The 17,633-nt window shown below is 47.5% G+C and carries 19 protein-coding genes; 15 read left to right on the forward strand and 4 right to left on the reverse strand.

Annotation, left to right across the window (positions count from 1 at the left end; all coding sequences use genetic code 11):
- Window positions 1-64 precede the first annotated feature (64 nt).
- The 7 genes from VBY75_RS07320 to VBY75_RS07350 all read left to right on the forward strand — a co-directional run bounded on the left by VBY75_RS07320 (window position 65) and on the right by VBY75_RS07350 (window position 4,556).
- Complete coding sequence (locus tag VBY75_RS07320; protein WP_416511805.1) at window positions 65-1,249, forward strand: GGDEF domain-containing protein; 1,185 nt, start codon at window positions 65-67, stop codon at window positions 1,247-1,249.
- Between the two features lie 110 nt (window positions 1,250-1,359).
- A complete protein-coding gene (locus VBY75_RS07325) occupies window positions 1,360-1,812 on the forward strand; it encodes a hypothetical protein (RefSeq protein ID WP_224797763.1) in 453 nt (150 codons plus the stop codon).
- 34 nt (window positions 1,813-1,846) lie between these two features.
- A complete protein-coding gene (locus VBY75_RS07330) occupies window positions 1,847-2,167 on the forward strand; it encodes a hypothetical protein (protein ID WP_054490744.1) in 321 nt (106 codons plus the stop codon).
- Between the two features lie 48 nt (window positions 2,168-2,215).
- Window positions 2,216-2,566: a hypothetical protein gene (locus VBY75_RS07335; protein ID WP_054490741.1), complete on the forward strand. Its 351-nt coding sequence runs from the start codon at window positions 2,216-2,218 to the stop codon at window positions 2,564-2,566.
- Window positions 2,567-2,793: 227 nt separating this feature from the next.
- The gene (locus tag VBY75_RS07340) at window positions 2,794-3,096 is read left to right on the forward strand and encodes a hypothetical protein (protein WP_200795865.1); all 303 of its coding nucleotides are present in this window, start codon (window positions 2,794-2,796) and stop codon (window positions 3,094-3,096) included.
- A 22-nt stretch (window positions 3,097-3,118) separates the two neighbouring features.
- Window positions 3,119-3,568 (forward strand): MBOAT family O-acyltransferase, encoded by a 450-nt coding sequence (locus VBY75_RS07345; RefSeq protein WP_054490740.1) that lies wholly within the window; start codon window positions 3,119-3,121, stop codon window positions 3,566-3,568.
- 25 nt (window positions 3,569-3,593) lie between these two features.
- Window positions 3,594-4,556, forward strand: coding sequence for a calcium/sodium antiporter (locus VBY75_RS07350; RefSeq protein WP_054490738.1), 963 nt, complete (start codon window positions 3,594-3,596; stop codon window positions 4,554-4,556).
- A gap of 42 nt (window positions 4,557-4,598) precedes the next feature.
- Here VBY75_RS07350 and VBY75_RS07355 read toward each other — a convergent pair whose 3' ends face one another.
- Entirely contained in the window at window positions 4,599-5,597 is a 999-nt protein-coding gene (locus VBY75_RS07355; protein WP_416511810.1) for an NADP-dependent oxidoreductase, read from the reverse strand.
- Between the two features lie 139 nt (window positions 5,598-5,736).
- On the opposite strand from VBY75_RS07355, the gene VBY75_RS07360 reads away from it, so the two are divergent.
- The 6 genes from VBY75_RS07360 (at window position 5,737) to envZ (ending at window position 12,569) form a co-directional block, all read left to right on the forward strand.
- Window positions 5,737-6,510, forward strand: coding sequence for an SDR family NAD(P)-dependent oxidoreductase (locus VBY75_RS07360; protein WP_416511812.1), 774 nt, complete (start codon window positions 5,737-5,739; stop codon window positions 6,508-6,510).
- 96 nt (window positions 6,511-6,606) lie between these two features.
- Entirely contained in the window at window positions 6,607-7,359 is a 753-nt protein-coding gene (locus VBY75_RS07365) for a hypothetical protein (protein ID WP_416511814.1), read from the forward strand.
- A gap of 100 nt (window positions 7,360-7,459) precedes the next feature.
- On the forward strand, window positions 7,460-10,015 hold the full coding sequence (locus tag VBY75_RS07370; RefSeq protein WP_416511816.1) for an EAL domain-containing protein: 2,556 nt from the start codon (window positions 7,460-7,462) through the stop codon (window positions 10,013-10,015).
- Between the two features lie 3 nt (window positions 10,016-10,018).
- A complete protein-coding gene (locus VBY75_RS07375; protein ID WP_054490728.1) occupies window positions 10,019-10,441 on the forward strand; it encodes a potassium channel family protein in 423 nt (140 codons plus the stop codon).
- A 92-nt stretch (window positions 10,442-10,533) separates the two neighbouring features.
- On the forward strand, window positions 10,534-11,259 hold the full coding sequence (gene ompR / locus VBY75_RS07380; RefSeq protein WP_143441135.1) for a two-component system response regulator OmpR: 726 nt from the start codon (window positions 10,534-10,536) through the stop codon (window positions 11,257-11,259).
- Window positions 11,259-12,569 carry a two-component system sensor histidine kinase EnvZ gene (envZ, locus tag VBY75_RS07385; RefSeq protein ID WP_416511818.1) on the forward strand — a complete coding sequence of 437 codons (1,311 nt, stop codon included), beginning with the start codon at window positions 11,259-11,261 and terminating at the stop codon, window positions 12,567-12,569. Before ompR ends, envZ begins: the two co-directional genes overlap by 1 nt.
- Before the next feature lie 6 nt (window positions 12,570-12,575).
- Here envZ and sthA read toward each other — a convergent pair whose 3' ends face one another.
- Window positions 12,576-13,994: a Si-specific NAD(P)(+) transhydrogenase gene (sthA, locus tag VBY75_RS07390; protein ID WP_054490725.1), complete on the reverse strand. Its 1,419-nt coding sequence runs from the start codon at window positions 13,992-13,994 to the stop codon at window positions 12,576-12,578.
- A gap of 109 nt (window positions 13,995-14,103) precedes the next feature.
- Here sthA and nudE point away from each other — a divergent pair, with 109 nt between their 5' ends.
- Both nudE and cysQ read left to right on the forward strand, forming a co-directional pair.
- A complete protein-coding gene (gene nudE / locus VBY75_RS07395; protein ID WP_404813266.1) occupies window positions 14,104-14,679 on the forward strand; it encodes an ADP compounds hydrolase NudE in 576 nt (191 codons plus the stop codon).
- Between the two features lie 11 nt (window positions 14,680-14,690).
- Window positions 14,691-15,503, forward strand: coding sequence for a 3'(2'),5'-bisphosphate nucleotidase CysQ (cysQ, locus tag VBY75_RS07400; RefSeq protein ID WP_199494046.1), 813 nt, complete (start codon window positions 14,691-14,693; stop codon window positions 15,501-15,503).
- On the opposite strand, the gene VBY75_RS07405 is transcribed toward cysQ, so the two are convergent.
- Together VBY75_RS07405 and VBY75_RS07410 are read right to left on the reverse strand one after the other, a co-directional pair.
- Window positions 15,475-15,711 (reverse strand): YheU family protein, encoded by a 237-nt coding sequence (locus VBY75_RS07405; protein ID WP_222236367.1) that lies wholly within the window; start codon window positions 15,709-15,711, stop codon window positions 15,475-15,477. The genes cysQ and VBY75_RS07405 overlap by 29 nt on opposite strands.
- A complete protein-coding gene (locus VBY75_RS07410) occupies window positions 15,708-17,621 on the reverse strand; it encodes an ATP-binding cassette domain-containing protein (protein WP_416511822.1) in 1,914 nt (637 codons plus the stop codon). The genes VBY75_RS07405 and VBY75_RS07410 overlap by 4 nt, the downstream gene beginning before the upstream one ends.
- Between the last annotated feature and the right edge of the window lie 12 nt (window positions 17,622-17,633).

A 17,633-nucleotide genomic window follows, 5' to 3' on the forward strand; every position in this document is an offset into this window, starting at 1 on the left:
GTGGAGAAAAGGTCAGAATTAACACTTATTGTCTGGAATAAAAACCGTTTTAACAGGTAAGACTTTGTCACAACAACAAAAGCAAAATAATATCCACTGGCTGACCGGTCAGTTTCTTGACGCTGGTAAAGAGTTAAAATACCGCCACTCTATTGAATCTAATGTTAGGTCTGACTCCCGCCTTGCGCTGCTTTTAGTATCTATTATTTTTGCCATGTTCGGCATTACCGATTACAACCTTCTGGGACTAACGCAAGAGTATTACTCGCTGCTGACTATGCGTGTTGCGGTAGTGGGCTCCTGCCTGGTGTTAGCCTTTGTTATTGGTCACCGGGGTGGTTATGCTGAAAAAGCTTGGTTGCACGCGTTACCATTATGGATTCTGGCAACGGGGATTATTCTCATTGTTCCTTTGCGCCCGGAAAGCCTTCTTACGCAGATCACCGCAGTGGTGGTCGCTATTATGGCTTTTTATCTGCTTATTCCAAATTTGTTGACGGTTGCAGCGCTGGCTAGCCTGTTCTTAAGTATTACTTTTTTAGCGGCGAGTATGTTGTACGCAGGAGTAACTCCCACAGGCGCAATCCGGTTGGGTCTGTTACTTATCATGGCCAATATTGTTGGGTACACGGCGCTGCGGCGGTTAGAGCGTTTGCAGCGTCAGCAGTACTCCTTGCTTAACGAAGAGCGCGATCAAAACCGCGAGTTACTGCAGGAAATAAAACACCGAAAGTCATTAGAGGCGCAGTTGCGCATGGTCGCTGAGAATGATGCTCTCACGGGTGTTGATAGCCGCAGTCATTTTATGAAACGAGCTGAAGCTTTGCTGCAAAGATCTCGACTGGAAGATACTCCGTTCTGCTTGTTTATGATTGACGTTGACCACTTCAAGCGTATTAACGACACTTGGGGCCACACCCGTGGTGATGTCATTCTGACGAAGATAGCCGAAGTGTGTCAGCACTCACTTCGGCCAACCGACATTATAGGTCGTTTTGGTGGCGAAGAGTTCGTGGTGGGGCTGCCTCATACGAGTCCTGCAGACGCTAAGGCGGTGGCCGAGCGTCTTAAGCAAAATGTAGAAGCCTTGTCATCAACTGACGAATTAAATGATCTGGAGCTGAGTGTGACCATTGGCGTTGCTGTTGCCAAGGCCGAAGACGATTTGGATATGCTGATTACCCGAGCCGATAACCTACTTTATGAAGGTAAGCGTGACGGAAGAAATCAGGTTGTGATGAAGGATTAAGGGTATTATTCGGCACTAACTATATATGATACATGGCATATTATACCGTTGCCTTTTGTTTCCTTCTCATTTAGTGTTAGCCAATTGTTAACAAACAAAAAAGGAATGAGATGAAATACCTTCTTGCAATAGCTGCTCTGCTTCCTGTGACTCTGCACGCCGCTGAGCCTGACGAGACTCAGTTAGGTGTTGCTTTAGGTACGCCGGGAGGCGTTAACCTGGTTATGAAAAAAGAGATTGCCGGGCACCCAATTCAGTTAGCCGTTGGATACACGGGAAAAGCCTACGGAATTGAGGCCGGTTACAGTTTTTACTATAACCGTGACAGCGCAATGCGTTCTTGGCAGGTAATAGTCGGAAGCTCCACAATAAAAGATAACGCCCTTACTTATTACTCAACTCAAGATGTTGTCTATAGGGTCTATGAAGACGAAGATTGGAACTACGCCGGTGTCAGTGGCACTTTCCAATATGGGGGATTCTATATTGAACCTGGAATAACAGCGGGTAGCGGCGACTTCTCGAGCCCTCAGTTAACCATACAGGTAGGTTGGCTCTGGTAGGCAGAAGGCCAGGTTAACTCAAAAGGATGTGAGCATGTTTACCTCCAACCGCTTTTTTAGGCGCTTTTTAATCGTTGCTTTAGTGCTTAATCTTCCCCCGCTTGTTACACCCGTATTTATACAGCTGGGCCTCGAACCTGTCTTTCTCATTGCGTTATTAGCCGCCTGGGTGAATGCGCCGTTTTGGCTGGGGTTAGAACACTTTTTTAGCGACCAGGCAGTGGCTTTTAGTGCGTTTGGGGTTCAAGATGCTTCAATGATGGTGTGGTTATCTATTGTTGCCTTCTGGCTTTTGTGTGCAGGAGTGCTCGCAGCTATTAGTCTGGCATTCTCCAGAAAACGCTGCGTTGAATAGCCACTATGAGGAAAATCACTATGGCCTACCCGACAAAGGGAAACTGAAATGAAAACAAGGCTTTATTTGCTGTCGGTATCACTGTTGGCATCGTTGCCATGCTTAGCCGCAGATACTTTTCGGGTCTCAAGCTCAGTATTTAAAAGTGGTGAACTCGTTGAGTCGCCAGTGATGATCGTGGAAGAAGGTAAAATGGCTTACATGACGGTTGGTGATGACTTTCGCTATGAATTAACCGTGTCACCAACGCAAGGCGAGACGGTTGAGGTTCAGGCGGCCGTTGAAGTTGGGAAGAGTGTTATTAATCCTACTCTGACTGTGTTTTACGATAAAGAAGCATCAGTAGAAATCGACCAGACTAAGCTAATGGTGTTAGTAAGCAAGCTTGAGCGTAAATAACGGGAACATCAGAATGGCTCGGCAAGCGATAGCTATGACTCAGTTTCTTAAGCTCCTTAACAAGATTCCGCGGATTTCACCGCCTTACATGCAAAGCCCGAAATAATATTTAACATCATTTTTATAGCTTTAGATTTGTTTTTTGTGGTTTTATAAGCTTTAGGGGCAGCCTGCACAGGCGCCTTAAACAGAACGCTGAGCTATTAACCAATAAGAGTTAATTCAACATGAAAAACAAAACCACTAACTTAATAATGCGCAATGACGTCTTTATCTGGATTGCAGTAGCTACAGGGTGCATTTTGCTTGTGCCGTTTGTTGCCATGCAGTTCACGACAAGCGTTAATTGGGAGCTTAACGACTTTGTTGTTATGGGAGCTCTGCTGCTTTCAATAAGCAGCTTGTTTGTGCTGGTGGCAAGAAAAGTACCTGGCAAGTATTGGTTGCTTTGGGCGGGGTTATGCGTTGTAGCGCTACTGTATGTTTGGGCCGAGCTCGCGGTTGGTATTTTTACCCAGCTGGGCAGCTAAGCGCTAACCATACGGAGTCTATATGCAAAAAGCAGTATCCTTGGCTAAGTACGTAAAGAAGAGAAATGGTGTCGCCATAGGCGCGTCGGGCTCTATGAAGAATATGTTTCAGCGAGCTTTGGGTGCGGGCTCTTTTACGCAGTTTTGGCATTATTGGAATCCTATTTGGGGCTACTATCTGTCGCGTAACGTCATGAAACCTGCGAGTTCTTTTTTGCCGGTTTGGCTCGCGGTTTTAATAACTTTTGCAGTCAGTGGTGGTCTGCATGACATAGCGGTTAGTGTTGTTAAGTGGCAATTCATTCTCTTTTTTACACCGTGGTTTGTATTTATGGGTCTTATGGTTGTGGTAACTAAGTATTTGGACCTTACCTACGGTGGTCTCCCGTGGGGAGTTAGGGCTGTTATTAATAGTGCTTTTATTGGCGTTTGTTTGGCCGCCACCTATCTATTGGAAAGTTTTTATATGTAACGTGTCTGGCCGGGAGCTTAAAGCTATGCTGAGTGCGTTGTTCGTCATTATTGGGGTTTTGTTGTTGACCACGGGTGGTGAAGCCCTTATTCGAGGGTCGCTGGCCGCTGCGAAGCGTATGGGTGTTTCGCCTTTGCTTAGCGGTTTACTGATTGTCGGGTTTGGTACTTCGGCCCCTGAGTTAGTGGTTTCAATTGATGCCGCTATAAACGAGCGGCCGGACATAGCTGTTGGTAACGTTGTTGGCAGTAATATCGGCAATATTCTGCTTATTTTGGGACTGTGTGCTGTAATCGCGCCCCTTGCAGTGAAGCCGCTGGTACTGCGCCGTGACGGTATTACCGTAGTTGCCGGAACAGTCTTGTTTCTGGTGCTTGTCGGGGGAAGTGCGCTGGCAAGGTTTGATGCCGCTATTTTGTTGCTGGCGCTGGTAAGTTATTTGATCTGGGCATACAGAACCGAGCGTTTCGGAAATGCACCATCTGCAGATTTGCATAAAGCAGAGGCGCAGGAAGTGACCTCTTTGCCCACAACCAAGCTCCGTATAGCAGCAGCCATTGTGTTTGGTCTGGCGTTGTTAATTGTCGGTTCTCAGGTGCTTTTGAAAGGTGCGGTCGATATTGCCGAGTCGTTGGGTGTTTCTGAAGCCGTTATTGGGCTGACTCTTGTGGCGGTTGGCACTTCTTTACCTGAGCTCACCGTTTCAGTTATTGCGGCATTTAGGCGACACGCTGACGTGGCTATTGGCAACATTCTGGGCAGTAATATTTTTAACGTTTTGGGCATACTCGGCATTTCGGCGTTGTTACAGCCACTGCCCGTGCATGAGCGAATACTGCAGTTTGATCAGTGGGTTATGCTGGGCGCGTCACTCGTTTTGCTACTTTTTCTTTATACCGGGCGTAGGCTAAGCAGATTTGAAGGCGGTCTGCTTCTGTTAGGATACGCAGCTTACGTAGGGCTGAGTTTTACCGTATTTGGAGGATAACCCGAATACGGTAAAACTGGCGTGAGAAGAGTTTCCAGTGGTTTACAGCTTAACAATCAATTTGCCTTTGTTTTTACCCGTGAAGAACAGGTTCAAGCCTTCAATGGCGGACTCCAGCCCCTCAAGAATATGAGAACGGTGTTTGATTTTTCCAGACATAACGTAAGGCGTTAGTTTGCTTAGCAAACTGGGAATCTCCTCAAAATGGTCCGGCATAGTAAAGCCCTGAATGGTCAGGCGCTTTTTAATAACCGGTATCCAGCTTGGACCAGGGTTTGGTACTTCTTTGTCGTAGTCGGCTATCATGCCGCAAACCACGACACGCCCATGAGCGTTCATGCGCTCAACGACCAGGTTCTGAATGGGGCCACCGGTGTTTTCAAAGTACAAGTCTATGCCCTCAGGGGTTAGCTTGATTAGCTGGTCGCGCAAGTCACTGGTTTTGTAATTAATGGCACCGTCAAATCCCAGTTCGTTGACAATCCAGTTGGCTTTTTCATCGCTGCCGACAACGCCAATCACTTTCAGTCCTTCGGCTTTGGCCAACTGCCCGACAATTGATCCAACCGAACCTGCGGCGCCGGTTACCACCAGAGTTTCACCATTCTTAGGTTTACCAACATTAAACAGTCCTTGTGTGGCCGTCAGACCCGGTAATGCAAACACTGACAGCACGGTTTCGTCGGGCACATCGGCCTGCACTTTATTAATACCCTGGCCATTACTGAGCGCGTACTCCTGCCAACCCATCATACCCATGACGCGGTCACCTTCGTTAAAGTCAGGGTGGTTACTCTCAATGACTTTGCCGACACCAGAGCTGCGCATTACGCTGCCTAGTTCAACAGGGGGAATATAGCTTTCAGTATCAGGGCTCATCCAACCGAACATGGCAGGGTCTAGAGACATTTGTGTTTGCTTAATCAGAATTTCACCGGAACCAGCTTTGGGTAGCTCTTTCTCTACAACATCAAATATGTCGGTTGTGACAGGGCCAGGCTCAGGGCGTTTAATCAGGTTAATGGCTTTATAGGTGGTCATAACGGTTCCTTGTTAACTTATAGATATTGTGCTTTTTTTACGGATTAAGGTTGCTTTAGATCACTATAACTTTGATTCCTGTCTATATGCCGATTTGTAACCCATACTAGACTCAGGAAAAGATCTCAAAGAGGACACAATGATGAAAAGAGTCGAAGGTAAAGTTGCCATTGTTACTGGTGGCGCATTAGGTATTGGCCGGGCGGTTTGTCTTGAGCTGGCGAAAGAAGGAGCCAAGGTTGCCGTAACCGATATTGCGGATAGCGAAGGACAAAAAGTTGTCGATGAAATTAAAGGCTTTGGCGGTACAGCCAAATATTGGCATATCGATACGGCCAATGAAGACGAAGTAGGCCAAACGTTTTCCGACATTGCGAAAGAGTTCGGGTCAATCGATGTTTTAGTCAATAACGCCGGCATTGCTGGGGTTAATAAGCCGACGCACGAAATTACCAAAGACGAATGGGATAAGGTGATTAACGTTAATGTCAGTGGTGTTTTTTACTGTACTAAACACGCCATCCCGGCAATGCAAAAAGCAGGAGCTGGAAGCATTATTAATTTGTCATCAATTTACGGAATGATAGGCGCTGCCGATTTACCGCCTTACCATGCCTCTAAAGGCGCCGTCAGGTTAATGAGCAAAAATGACGCACTTATTTACGCAAAAGACAAAATTCGGGTCAATTCAGTGCACCCGGGCTTTATCTGGACGCCACTGGTGGAGCAGCTAGGGAAAGAGTCTGATGAAGGCGTGGATGCGTTCAGAAAGCAGCTGGATAGCCTGCACCCCATTGGTCATGTTGGTGAGTCTGAAGACATTGCTTACGGCGTGCTGTATTTGGCGTCGGATGAATCTAAATTTGTGACCGGAACCGAGTTAGTGATTGATGGGGGCTATACCGCGCAGTAAAGTTCCCTTACTTATGGTGGCAAGTAATAGGTGAACAAGACTTACAATTAAAAAAAAGGTATAGTTTTCAAAAAAATATAAGGAACTTACCTGCTAATGATTGCTATGCATTTTACTTTAACCCGTCAAATGCCACCAGCGGCCGGAATGATGGCTCTGTTAGGCCTTGCTGTTGTTGTCGGCGCCGTATCACAAATTTACCTGGCGAATATTCTGACCTACCCCATGGAGTGGTTTGATGCAATTGCCTACGAACTGGAGGTTATGCTGGCCAGTGTATTGCATCTGGTTGGTTTTTATTCTGAGCTACCCTGGCCGTCACCGTCGCGCATAGCACGATCGATTGACGTGGGCGTGTTTGGTGGCCTTCTCTATATTGCATCCGAAGTGTTGTACGTTATTGCCGTGGTGGTTGTCGCGACCCGACAGGCAACTCAGAGTGGCTCAGCGCCGAGCGCGAAAGTGCCGAAGAAGCTGATTTCCTTTTACCTTGTCATGGGTCTAATTTATACATTCAGTTTCTTTTACCTTGGTATGTTCATTGCTGGCATAGCGAGTACCTATGAAATGGCGTTTTCAATGATTTTGAACGCCGATAGTATACAGAAGGTGATTTTGTACGGTTTGCCCTGGAAACTGGTGCTTTTTGTACCGCTTCAGTTGGCTTTGTTGGTTGGACTCTGGACAAAGCAAAGCTGGTTCAAACGCGCTTTTCTGGCATACCTTCTGTTAGACGTTCTTTACTACGCCGCGTTTACTCTGTCGGCCTTAAGTTACGGGATTTATGTCGGGCTTATTGTCAGTCTACTTGCGTTGCTTCTATTTTTACCTTACTTCCTTAGAAAGTGAGCTATTGATAACTAAATGTCCGCAGCAGTAACAGGGCTTTTCACAGCGTGGAAATAGGCCTATTCTAGGCCTATACAACTTATTAACTTAAGGTATCTTTTTGCGAAACCTTCTTGTTATTATTTTTCTGTTATTAGCTGCGGCGCCTTTAATGGCACAGGATAAAACACTCAAAGTGGGTGTGTATCATAATCCGCCGAAAATTATGTTCGATGAATACGGAAAGTTAAGCGGTATTCATGGTGAGCTATTAATGGTTGTTGCCGAGCGCCACAATTGGCAACTTCTGCCTGTTGAATGCGATTGGGAGCAATGCCTGACGTTTTTGCAGCAGGGGAAAATCGATATTCTTCCGGATGTTGCCAAAAATGATGCCCGGGCTCAATGGGCAGAGTTTCATGAGGAAGCCGCGTTGCTTAGCTGGTCGCAACTGTATGCCGCTAAGAATGAAAAAATTACCAGCCTGCTGGACTTAAACAATAAACGTGTCGCGGTTTTGAAAGGGTCTGTACAGGAAAGCTACTTACAACAACTGATTGAAAGCTTTGAATTAAAAAGTGAGCTTTATCCGGTGGAAAGTTTTAGCGAAGGTTTTGACGCTGTGCTCACTGGGAAAGCGAACGCAGTTGCAACCAATCAGTTTTTCGGGAACCAGCAAGTGGTTGACCGAAGCGTTCAAATGACGCCTATCATGTTCCTGCCAAGTGAACTCTTTTTTGCCGTATCTCAACAGTCAAGTTCAGACATTCTAACCACAATAGATAACGAGCTTAAGCGCTTAAAGGCCGACGAGAACTCAGTTTATTACCAAATAATTGAACGCTGGAGTTCTCAACAAAAAGCAGTCAGTGTTCCTTTCTATGTGTGGTGGATAATAGCAGCACTGGTGTTACTTGCTGTGGGCGTGCTGTTCTTTAATCAGCTGTTAAGACGCAAGGTTGCAGACAAAACAAAAGCTCTGGCGCAAAGTAAATACCGTTTAAATACCATTCTGGATAGCGTTGAAGCCTACATTTACATTAAAGATAAAGACCTAAGATATCAGTATGCGAACTGGCAGGTGTTAAAGCTGTTTAAGCTGGAGCTTGAAGATATTATTGGCAAAACCGATTATGATTTGTTCGATAAGACCACGGCCGACCAGCTTAAGAGTTATGACAGCAAAGTGCTGGAGAGTGGACACCGGTTAGCTCAGGGTGAGGTGAATAATCTGCCCGGTGAGAAAGAGATCCATCAATTTTGGTCAGTTAAAGTTCCGCTATTTGATTCAACGAACCAAGTGATCGGACTGTGCGGTATTTCCACAGATATTTCCGAATACCAGAATATGAAGGAAGAAATCCAGTCTCTTGCCTACTTTGATCCCTTAACCGGGTTAGCAAACCGACGTTTTATGCTTGAACGCTTAAACGAAGAGTTTGACCTTTACCAGAGTGGCGGCGGAGACGGCGTATTGGTTATGCTCGATATTGATCACTTCAAAAAGATTAACGATAGCTTTAGCCATGACACCGGAGACGAACTGCTCATTTTATTTGGTCAGAGGTTGGAGTCTGAACTACGCCAGGCTGACAATGCCGGGCGTTTAGGCTCGGACGAGTTCATGGTGTTGTTGAAAAGTGAAAAAGGCCAAAGTTTACGTGACGACAGTAATTTACGTCAGCGATTACAAGTACTTTTAGAGCGGCTGGGGGAGCCTTATAAGCTGGGCGGCAGTCTTGAATCAGTGTCAGTGAGTATGGGCATTACCTTGTTTTCCGATGCACAAAGTCCGGGTGACTTAATGCAAGCTGCAGATTTGGCGTTATCGCAGGCAAAAGATGTCAACGCATCGAAGCTGCAATTCTTTAATACCGGAATACAGCGGGAGTTTAATTATCGACAGCAGCTCATTGCAGCTTTGCGAAAAGCGATAAAATCTGAATCACTGGAAATCTATTTACAGCCGCAATACCAACAATTATCACCCGATTCGGCTTTAAACTGTTTAGGTTTTGAGGCCTTATTGCGTTGGTGCGATGAGGAGCTTGGCTGGGTCTCTCCCGCTGAGTTTATTCCATTAGCAGAGAGTCAGGGGCTCATGCCCGACCTGCACAGACTGGTGCTTGATCAGGTGTTGTCTAGCATCCCGAGGTTGCAGCGTTCCGCTCTTGAGTGTGGTGTGCGGGTTGCTATAAATGTCAGTGCCAGTCAGTTTAAAACCGAAGGTTTTGTTGAAGATATTGAACAACGGTTGCTGGCAACAGGCATACCGGGTGAGTTGCTGGAATTAGAAGTCACAGAAAGTATGTTGATTGACGATATTGAGCATACTGCGAACAACATGGAGCGGCTTAAAGCTCTGGGTGTCACGTTCGCTTTAGATGACTTTGGTACGGGATATGCCTCGTTAGGTTATTTAAAACGCTTGCCGCTGAACTCACTGAAGATAGACCAGTCTTTTATTCGGGATTTGCACACCAACAATAGTGACGAAGCCATTGTGCGCACTGTAATCGCTTTAGGAAACAGCCTGGATTTAGACATTATTGCTGAGGGCGTGGAAACCGAAGAGCATTTGCTTAAGCTTCAGGAAATGGGCTGTTTTCGTTTTCAGGGGTATTATTTTGCAAAGCCAGAACCGGTCAGCTTTTGGACCTCCAGTGAGAAAGATTAAGTTATGCTGATATCCTTTTTGTGTAATTCTATTGTGGTTGGCTTGGCGGTTATTTTTCATTATGAAGCGCTAAACCGGATAGGCTGGCTTATTACCCACATGAGAATGTTTAGCCAAATTCGACTCATGTTTGGGGTCATACTTGCTATTATCGCTCACACTGTCGAAGTTGCCATTTTTGCTGTTGCCTATTACCTCATGCACCACGAACAAGGGTTCGGCACCTTAGTAGGAAACTTTGACGGCAGCTTTTTAGATGCCTTGTACTTTTCTTTTACGGTTTTTACTACGGTGGGTTTTGGTGATATTGAGCCATCAGGCACCTTAAGGTTCTTAACCGGTGTTGAGGGCCTAACAGGACTGGTTTTAATTACCTGGACGGCTTCTTTCCTGTATGTCGAAATGCAGCGTTATTGGCACCGGTAGTTGAAACATTTGCTAACAGAAGCCTGCTTCTATAACGCCGCTAAGCAGTGTATCTTTATGGTTAAGGCACGGCAGCTTGGAAAACAAAACTGATGATGCAGGAAACATTAAAAATTTTGGTAGTGGATGACGATGCGCGGCTTCGAAGCTTGTTGGAACGTTATCTTACTGAGCAGAACTTTCAGGTACGAGTCGCGCAAGACTCGGAGCAAATGGACCGTTTGCTGACCCGTGAGAATTTTAATTTACTGGTATTAGATCTGATGCTGCCGGGTGAAGACGGGCTGTCTATTTGTAAACGTCTACGCAGCGAAGGTAATAACCTGCCGGTTATTATGCTGACTGCCAAAGGCGATGAAGTTGACCGTATTATTGGCCTGGAGTTGGGGGCTGACGATTATCTGGCAAAACCCTTTAACCCCCGCGAGTTGCTGGCGCGGATAAGGGCGGTATTGCGTCGCCGCGGTACCGAAGTACCTGGTGCACCTTCGCAGGAAGATCAGGAAGTCACTTTTGGTGAGTTCAGACTGAACCTGGGAACTCGTGAAATGTTTCGTGGCGACACACCAATGCCGCTGACCAGTGGTGAGTTTGCTGTTTTGAAGGCCTTAGTCAGCAATGCTCGTCAGCCGCTTTCCCGCGATAAACTAATGCACCTTGCACGCGGGCGTGACTACAGCGCACTGGAACGCTCTATAGATGTTCAGGTGTCACGCTTACGTCGTATGCTTGAAGTTGACCCCACTAAGCCGCGTTATATTCAAACGGTCTGGGGCTTAGGTTATGTGTTTGTACCGGATGGTCAGCTGAAGTCCTGATGAAGTTATTTCCCAAGTCAGCGTTTGCCCGCACGGTTGCGCTGCTGGCTCTTGTATTGCTTATTAACCAGCTCGTCTCTTACGTGATGGTGAGTAACTATGTTGTCCGGCCTTCCATTGAGCAAATTAATGAGTTGGTGGCTAAACATATCCGCACTATGTTCATTCCTCGTCAGCATTCAGCTGAAACCGAACGTGAATTGATGTCTTATTACACTGAAGCAACTGGTATAGAAGTGTTTAATGACACTGAAGCCGAGCAGCAGGGCTTGGGCAACTCCACCTATTACGGCTATTTATCGGATGACATGAGCGACATGCTGGGCGGGGAGTCACAGGTTCGGGTTGCTCAGGGGCAAAAGTTTTACCTTTGGGTAAAGCCCCCCCGGGCGCCCGACTTCTGGATACGTGTTCCTTTGGATAGCATGCAGCGCGGACAATTCTCACCGCTGGTGATGTACTTGGTGTTAATTGGTCTTTTGAGTGTATTCGGCGGTATGCTGTTTGCTAATTGGTTGAACAGGCCACTTAAAGCACTGGAAGAATCGGCGCGCAGAGTAGGGCGGGGAGAATTCCCTGAGCAACTGCCTGAAAAAGGCGCAAACGAAATTATGGCGGTAACCCGGGCTTTTAACCAAATGTCGCGGGGTATTCGTGAGCTTGAAAACGACCGTAACCTGTTAATGGCAGGGGTTTCTCATGACTTAAGAACGCCACTAACGCGCATTCGCCTGGCCGCTGAAATGATGCCGCAGGAAGACGGTTCTCTGGCTCAGGGGATCGTTGAAGATATCGATGACATGAATGACATTATCGATCAGTTTATTGATTATGTCCGCCTTGATCAGCAGGAGTGCAGCAGCAAAGAGTCTCTTAATGAACTCATTGAGCAAACGGTGGCGAATGTACCGGACAACTGGACAAAGCAATTTGAACTTGATTTAGGGACGTTGCCTTTGGTTTGGTTGCGCCCGTTATCGATGAAGCGCGTCATTATTAATTTGCTGGAAAACGCTGAGCGTTACGGTAAGCAGCGGGTTGTGGTCAGCTCTGGTCACGATAAAAAGCAAAAACGGGTCTGGTTCCGGATAACCGACGACGGCCCTGGCATTCCCGAGGAACAACAAGAGAAACTCTTTGAGCCTTTCACTCAGGGTGATAAAGCGCGTGGTGGTGTAGGCTCAGGGCTTGGGTTGGCAATTATTAAGCGTATTGTTGATCGTCACGACGGCGATATAAAACTGCAAAACCGCCCGGAAGGCGGTTTGTGTGTTCGAATTGAGCTGCCGCTGTACCAGAAACGGCAGTAACCTGGCTTATTGCAGCAGGCGGTTAATGCCATTTAATGCGGCAACGCGGTACGCTTCTGCCATAGTCGGATAGTTAAAGGTGGTGTTGACAAAGTAATCGATGGTATTACCACCGTTTTTCTGCTCCATAATAGCCTGACCAATGTGTACTATTTCTGAAGCCCTTTCACCAAAGCAATGAAGACCCAGAAGCTCTCTGGTTTCGCGGTGGAATAACAGTTTCAGGCAACCCACATCGGCACCCGATATTTGCGCCCGGGCAAGATGCTTGAACTGAGCTCGGCCAACTTCATAAGGCACTTTCATTTCGGTGAGCTCTTCTTCGGTTTTACCCACTGAACTGATTTCCGGAATGGTATAAATACCGGTCGGTATGTCACTCACCAGAACTTTGTCACAGTCGCCGTTAATAATGGCTGAAGCACAGATGCGGCCCTGATCGTAAGCGGCACTGGCTAAGCTGGGGTACCCAATAATGTCACCCACTGCATAGATATTTTCCACGGCTGTCTGGTAGTTGTCATTCACCTCCAGTTGCCCGCGGTAGTTGGGCTCAAGGCCTACAGACTGACAGTTTAGCTCTTCTATGTTACCGGAACGGCCATTAGCAAAAAGCAGGCAGTCGGCAGCCATGGTCTTGCCGGACTTGGTTTTCAGAACGACTTTATCGTCATAGCCAGTAATGGTGTCATATTCTTCGTTATGGCGGATGACCACGCCGCTGTTGCGTAAGTGGTAGCTGAGCGCATCGGAAATTTCAGCGTCCAGAAAAGACAGCAAACGTTCGCGTTGATTAATGAGATCCACTTTAACGCCCATTCCACGGAAAATACTGGCGTATTCACTTCCGACCACACCTGCACCATAAATTAAAATGGTTTTAGGCTCGTGTGACAATGACAGAACCTTGTCTGAGTCGTAAATGCGGGGGTGCGAAAAATCGACGTCTTCGGGATTATACGGCCGGGAGCCGGTCGCGATAACAACGTGCTTTGTAATCAGGTCATCCACCGAACCATCTAGCTTAGTTACCCGAATACGGTTTTTGTCTAAAAATGATGCCTTACCGTGTACGACGGTGACATCATTGCGGTCGTAAAACGAACTGCGCAGCTTGACCTGTTTGCGGATAACCGACTCGGCGTAGTGCAATATGTGGCTGAAAGTCATGCCGCTTTGCCAGCCTGGCCCAGAGAACAGTGGGTTGTTATTGTACTCAATTAAACGACTGACCGAGTGGCGCAGGGCTTTTGATGGAATGGTCCCCCAATGCGTGCAGCCGCCGCCAAGAGCTTTATGTTTTTCTACAATGGCAACGTTGTAGCCGCTTTTGGCCAGTTGCATAGCAGCGCCTTCGCCGCCGGGGCCAGTACCGATGACAACCACATCGTATTCAGTTTCGGTTTCAGGCTTTATTGCAGTCATATTACTCGCTTCACTACCGGTGGACGGGTTTTAGATAGTAGCACTCTATAAGAAAAGCGTAAATTGACACTGTTTTCTGTGCGCAGACTCGTTATAGTAAAGAGAGACAATGACTTGGACCTGTCGTATGAGTAAAGAAAAACAAGTCCCGCAAATTTTATCCCGTCGCGTTGTTGCGCAAAGCAGGCTAATGCGTGTAGAAGCGGTTGATCTTAAGTTCAGCAATGGTGAGCAGCGCCAGTTTGAGCGTATGAAAGGCAGCGGCCGTGGCGCGGTAATGATTGTTCCCTGTATTGACGATGACACCTTATTGCTTATTCGCGAGTATGCAGCAGGTCTGCATGACTATCAGCTAGGCTTTCCCAAAGGGCTTATCGATCCGGGCGAAACACCAGAAGAAGCAGCACAGCGCGAGTTGAAAGAAGAAGTTGGCTACGGTAGTCACCAGCTTGAGTTTCTAATGGAATTGAGTCTCGCGCCTCAGTTCTTTTCCGCGAAAATGAGTGTTTTTGTCGCTCGTGACTTATACCCTGAGAGCTTGCCGGGAGATGAGCCTGAACCTCTGGAAAAAGTTACCTGGTCTATCAGTGACATTAATAACCTGTTTGCTCAGCCCGACTTTTCAGAAGCTCGCAGCGTTGCTGCGCTGTTAATGTTGTTGCGTAATCAGGGTGAGGGCCGCTAGTGGCAGAAACCATGCTGAATAGACTGAAAGAGATTGCGACAGAAGCTGGTGGCGTTATTTTGTCCATGTACGAAAGACGTGACTACAGTACGGCAGAAAAGACCGATGACTCCCCCGTAACGACCGCCGATATTGTCGCCAGTGAGTTGATTGAAGACCGGCTTAAACAATCCTTTCCGGGCATTCCTGTGATTTCTGAAGAAAGTGAGCACCAGGACTATAACGAGCGCCGTCAGTGGAAGGCCTATTTCATTATCGACCCTATTGACGGAACTCAGGAGTTTATTGCCCGCTCGGGTGACTTTGCCGTAAACATTGCTTATGTGGAACACAATGAACCGGTTATTGGTGTTATTTTCTGGCCGGTAGGTGAAGCGCTTTATTACGCACAAAAAGGGTTGGGAGCTTTTAAAAAGGACGCCACAGAAAGTCGGTCTATTAATGTCCGTAAGTTTAATGACCCCAAGACCGACCCCATTATTATTGCCATTAGCCGTCGCCAGGCCCGGGAACCGGTGCTAAACCGCCTTCAAACTGAGCGAGATGTACAGCCTCTGCCAACCGGAAGCTGTTCGCTAAAAGCTTGCTTCATTGCCGAAGGCAAAGCCGATTGCTTTTTACGGCTGGGGCCAACCGGCGAATGGGATACAGCCGCGTCTCAGGTAATTGTAGGCGAAGCCGGGGGGCGTATCGTTAATGAAAACTTTGAGCCAATTACCTACAATCGAACGGTCAGTTTGCTGAACCCTAACTTTCTGGTTTTGGGTGACCAAAGCGTCCCCTGGGACGAGATCTTCATTGCTCGCCAGGCTCGCTTCCGGTAACACTGTCTTTATCGACAATATCGACGCTTTCGTGTAATTCGGAGAAAACAATAACGGCCTCGCCGGACTTCAATCGTTGCTTCAGTTGCTCGACTTTTGTGTCGAAACTGAGTTCCTGACTGCCGTAATCTGTTCCTTCTCTCAGTACTACGGATTCGAGTAAATTATTCAGTGTCTCCTGATCCACTTCCTGCCAGGGAATAATCATTTGTCCTCCGTTTGCTGTAGTTCTTCGGTTAGCTCTGCCAGCTCTTCTTCCGCTGTCATCCAGACGCTCTCTTGTTGTTGTAAGTCTTTCTGCGCTTGCGCCTGTTGGTCTAATAGTTTCTGTAACTTAGCTTTGTTGGCATCCTCATAGAGGCTGCTGTCGCTGAGTTGCTCATGAATATCGGCCAACTTCAGTTCCAGTGTGTGAATGCTTTTTTCTGCCTTTTCGATTTGTTGGCGCAAAGGTTTTGTCTTTTGTCGTGCTTCGGCTTCTTTGCGTTTTTGCTGTTTACGATCGTCGCGTTGACGCGTGGCAGGTTGTTCGCTGCGTCTGTCATTCGCTGCCTGTTGCTGCAGCCAGTCATGGTAGGCCTCTAAATCGCCGTCGAAGGTTTCTGCTTTACCATCGGCAACCAGGCAGAACTCATCAACAGTAGTGCGTAGCAAGTGTCTATCGTGCGAAACCACAATCAGCGCGCCTTCGTATTCCTGCAAAGCGGCAACCAGAGCATCGCGCAGACCTAAATCGAGGTGGTTGGTTGGCTCATCTAAAAGTAACAGGTTAGGGCGTTGATAAATAATCAATGCCAGAGCTAAACGTGCTTTTTCACCGCCTGACATGGGTTCAACCGAGCGGGTTGCCTGATCTCCGGAAAAGCCAAAGTTACCTAAAAAGTCACGCAGCTTCTGTTCACTGGCTTGCTTGTCTATGCGCTGTAAATGCAACAGCGCCGATGCTGCCAGGTCCAGAGTTTCCAACTGATGCTGAGCAAAATAACCAATACTGAGCCCCGGGTTAACCAGCCGCTCTCCGGCCATAGGTTTTAATTCCCCCGCCAGCAGTTTAATCAGCGTTGATTTACCAGCACCATTACGGCCAAGCAACCCTAAGCGGGTCCCCGGCACTAGGTTGAGCTTAATTTTCTCTAGTATGGTGGTGTCACCATAGCCCGCTTTGGCGTCACGAAGCGTCAGCAGTGGGTTAGGTAACTTTTCTGGTGTCAGAAAGTGAAAATCGATACCGCTTTCGGCGCGAAGTGGCGCCTGGTTGGGCAACTTTTCAATGGCTTTTAAGCGGCTTTGTGCCTGTTTGGCTTTGCTGGCCTTATAGCGAAACCGATCAACGTAGGCTTGCAAGTGTTGCCGCATAACCTGTGCTTTTTCGTACTCACTCTGTTGTTGAGCCATATGCTCTGCACGCTGGCGCTCAAACTGAGAGTAATTACCGCGGTAACTGTTCAGCTTCTTATGCTCAATGTGAATAATATCGGTGGTTACAGAGTCGAGAAAATCACGGTCGTGCGATATCAGTAACAGCGTTCCATCGTATTGCTTTAGCCAGCTTTCCAGCCAGAAAATCGCATCAACGTCTAAGTGGTTGGTTGGCTCATCCAGCAGCATTAAATCGGCACGGGCAATCAGTACCTGTGCCAAATTAAGACGCATACGCCAACCACCGGAAAAGGCTTTCACCGGTTGTTGCAGCTGCTGCTGAGTAAAACCAAGGCCGGCCATTAAACTGGCCGTTCTGGGCTGAATGTCGTAGGCACCAATTGCAGCGAGTTTGTCGTGACAGTGCGCAATGGCTTCGCCATTATTGTCGGCCTCGGCTTTGGTAAGTTGCGCTTCTAGCTGACGGAACTCGGCGTCACCGTCCATTACATAGTCGATAGCGGACTTATCCAGTGCCGGAGTGTCCTGTGCTACGCTGGCTATGCGCCAGTCGGCGGGTAAATGTATGTTTCCGCTGTCGGCACTAAGCTCACCACGCAGCAAGGCAAACAGCGATGACTTGCCGCAGCCATTGCGGCCTACCAGGCCAACGCGGTGTCCCGGGAATACTTGTAAGTCACTGTCTTCAAATAAAACATCACCGCCACGCAACAAGGTGATAGCTTCAGCACGGATCATAAACTACTCTTC

The organism is Idiomarina sp. HB (genome assembly GCF_048059115.1).
GTDB lineage: Bacteria > Pseudomonadota > Gammaproteobacteria > Enterobacterales > Alteromonadaceae > Idiomarina > Idiomarina abyssalis.

What these genes read in the sequence shown, in the direction of transcription:
- VBY75_RS07325 (WP_224797763.1), top strand. Translation starts at nt 1,360, where the DNA reads ATGAAATACCTTCTTGCAATAGCTGCTCTGCTTCCTGTGACTCTGCAC.
- VBY75_RS07330 (WP_054490744.1), top strand. Translation starts at nt 1,847, where the DNA reads ATGTTTACCTCCAACCGCTTTTTTAGGCGCTTTTTAATCGTTGCTTTA.
- VBY75_RS07335 (WP_054490741.1), top strand. Translation starts at nt 2,216, where the DNA reads ATGAAAACAAGGCTTTATTTGCTGTCGGTATCACTGTTGGCATCGTTG.
- VBY75_RS07340 (WP_200795865.1), top strand. Translation starts at nt 2,794, where the DNA reads ATGAAAAACAAAACCACTAACTTAATAATGCGCAATGACGTCTTTATC.
- VBY75_RS07345 (WP_054490740.1), top strand. Translation starts at nt 3,119, where the DNA reads ATGCAAAAAGCAGTATCCTTGGCTAAGTACGTAAAGAAGAGAAATGGT.
- VBY75_RS07350 (WP_054490738.1), top strand. Translation starts at nt 3,594, where the DNA reads ATGCTGAGTGCGTTGTTCGTCATTATTGGGGTTTTGTTGTTGACCACG.
- VBY75_RS07355 (WP_416511810.1), bottom strand. Translation starts at nt 5,597, where the DNA reads ATGACCACCTATAAAGCCATTAACCTGATTAAACGCCCTGAGCCTGGC.
- VBY75_RS07360 (WP_416511812.1), top strand. Translation starts at nt 5,737, where the DNA reads ATGATGAAAAGAGTCGAAGGTAAAGTTGCCATTGTTACTGGTGGCGCA.
- VBY75_RS07365 (WP_416511814.1), top strand. Translation starts at nt 6,607, where the DNA reads ATGATTGCTATGCATTTTACTTTAACCCGTCAAATGCCACCAGCGGCC.
- VBY75_RS07375 (WP_054490728.1), top strand. Translation starts at nt 10,019, where the DNA reads ATGCTGATATCCTTTTTGTGTAATTCTATTGTGGTTGGCTTGGCGGTT.
- ompR (WP_143441135.1), top strand. Translation starts at nt 10,534, where the DNA reads ATGATGCAGGAAACATTAAAAATTTTGGTAGTGGATGACGATGCGCGG.
- envZ (WP_416511818.1), top strand. Translation starts at nt 11,259, where the DNA reads ATGAAGTTATTTCCCAAGTCAGCGTTTGCCCGCACGGTTGCGCTGCTG.
- sthA (WP_054490725.1), bottom strand. Translation starts at nt 13,994, where the DNA reads ATGACTGCAATAAAGCCTGAAACCGAAACTGAATACGATGTGGTTGTC.
- nudE (WP_404813266.1), top strand. Translation starts at nt 14,104, where the DNA reads ATGACTTGGACCTGTCGTATGAGTAAAGAAAAACAAGTCCCGCAAATT.
- cysQ (WP_199494046.1), top strand. Translation starts at nt 14,691, where the DNA reads ATGCTGAATAGACTGAAAGAGATTGCGACAGAAGCTGGTGGCGTTATT.
- VBY75_RS07405 (WP_222236367.1), bottom strand. Translation starts at nt 15,711, where the DNA reads ATGATTATTCCCTGGCAGGAAGTGGATCAGGAGACACTGAATAATTTA.
- VBY75_RS07410 (WP_416511822.1), bottom strand. Translation starts at nt 17,621, where the DNA reads ATGATCCGTGCTGAAGCTATCACCTTGTTGCGTGGCGGTGATGTTTTA.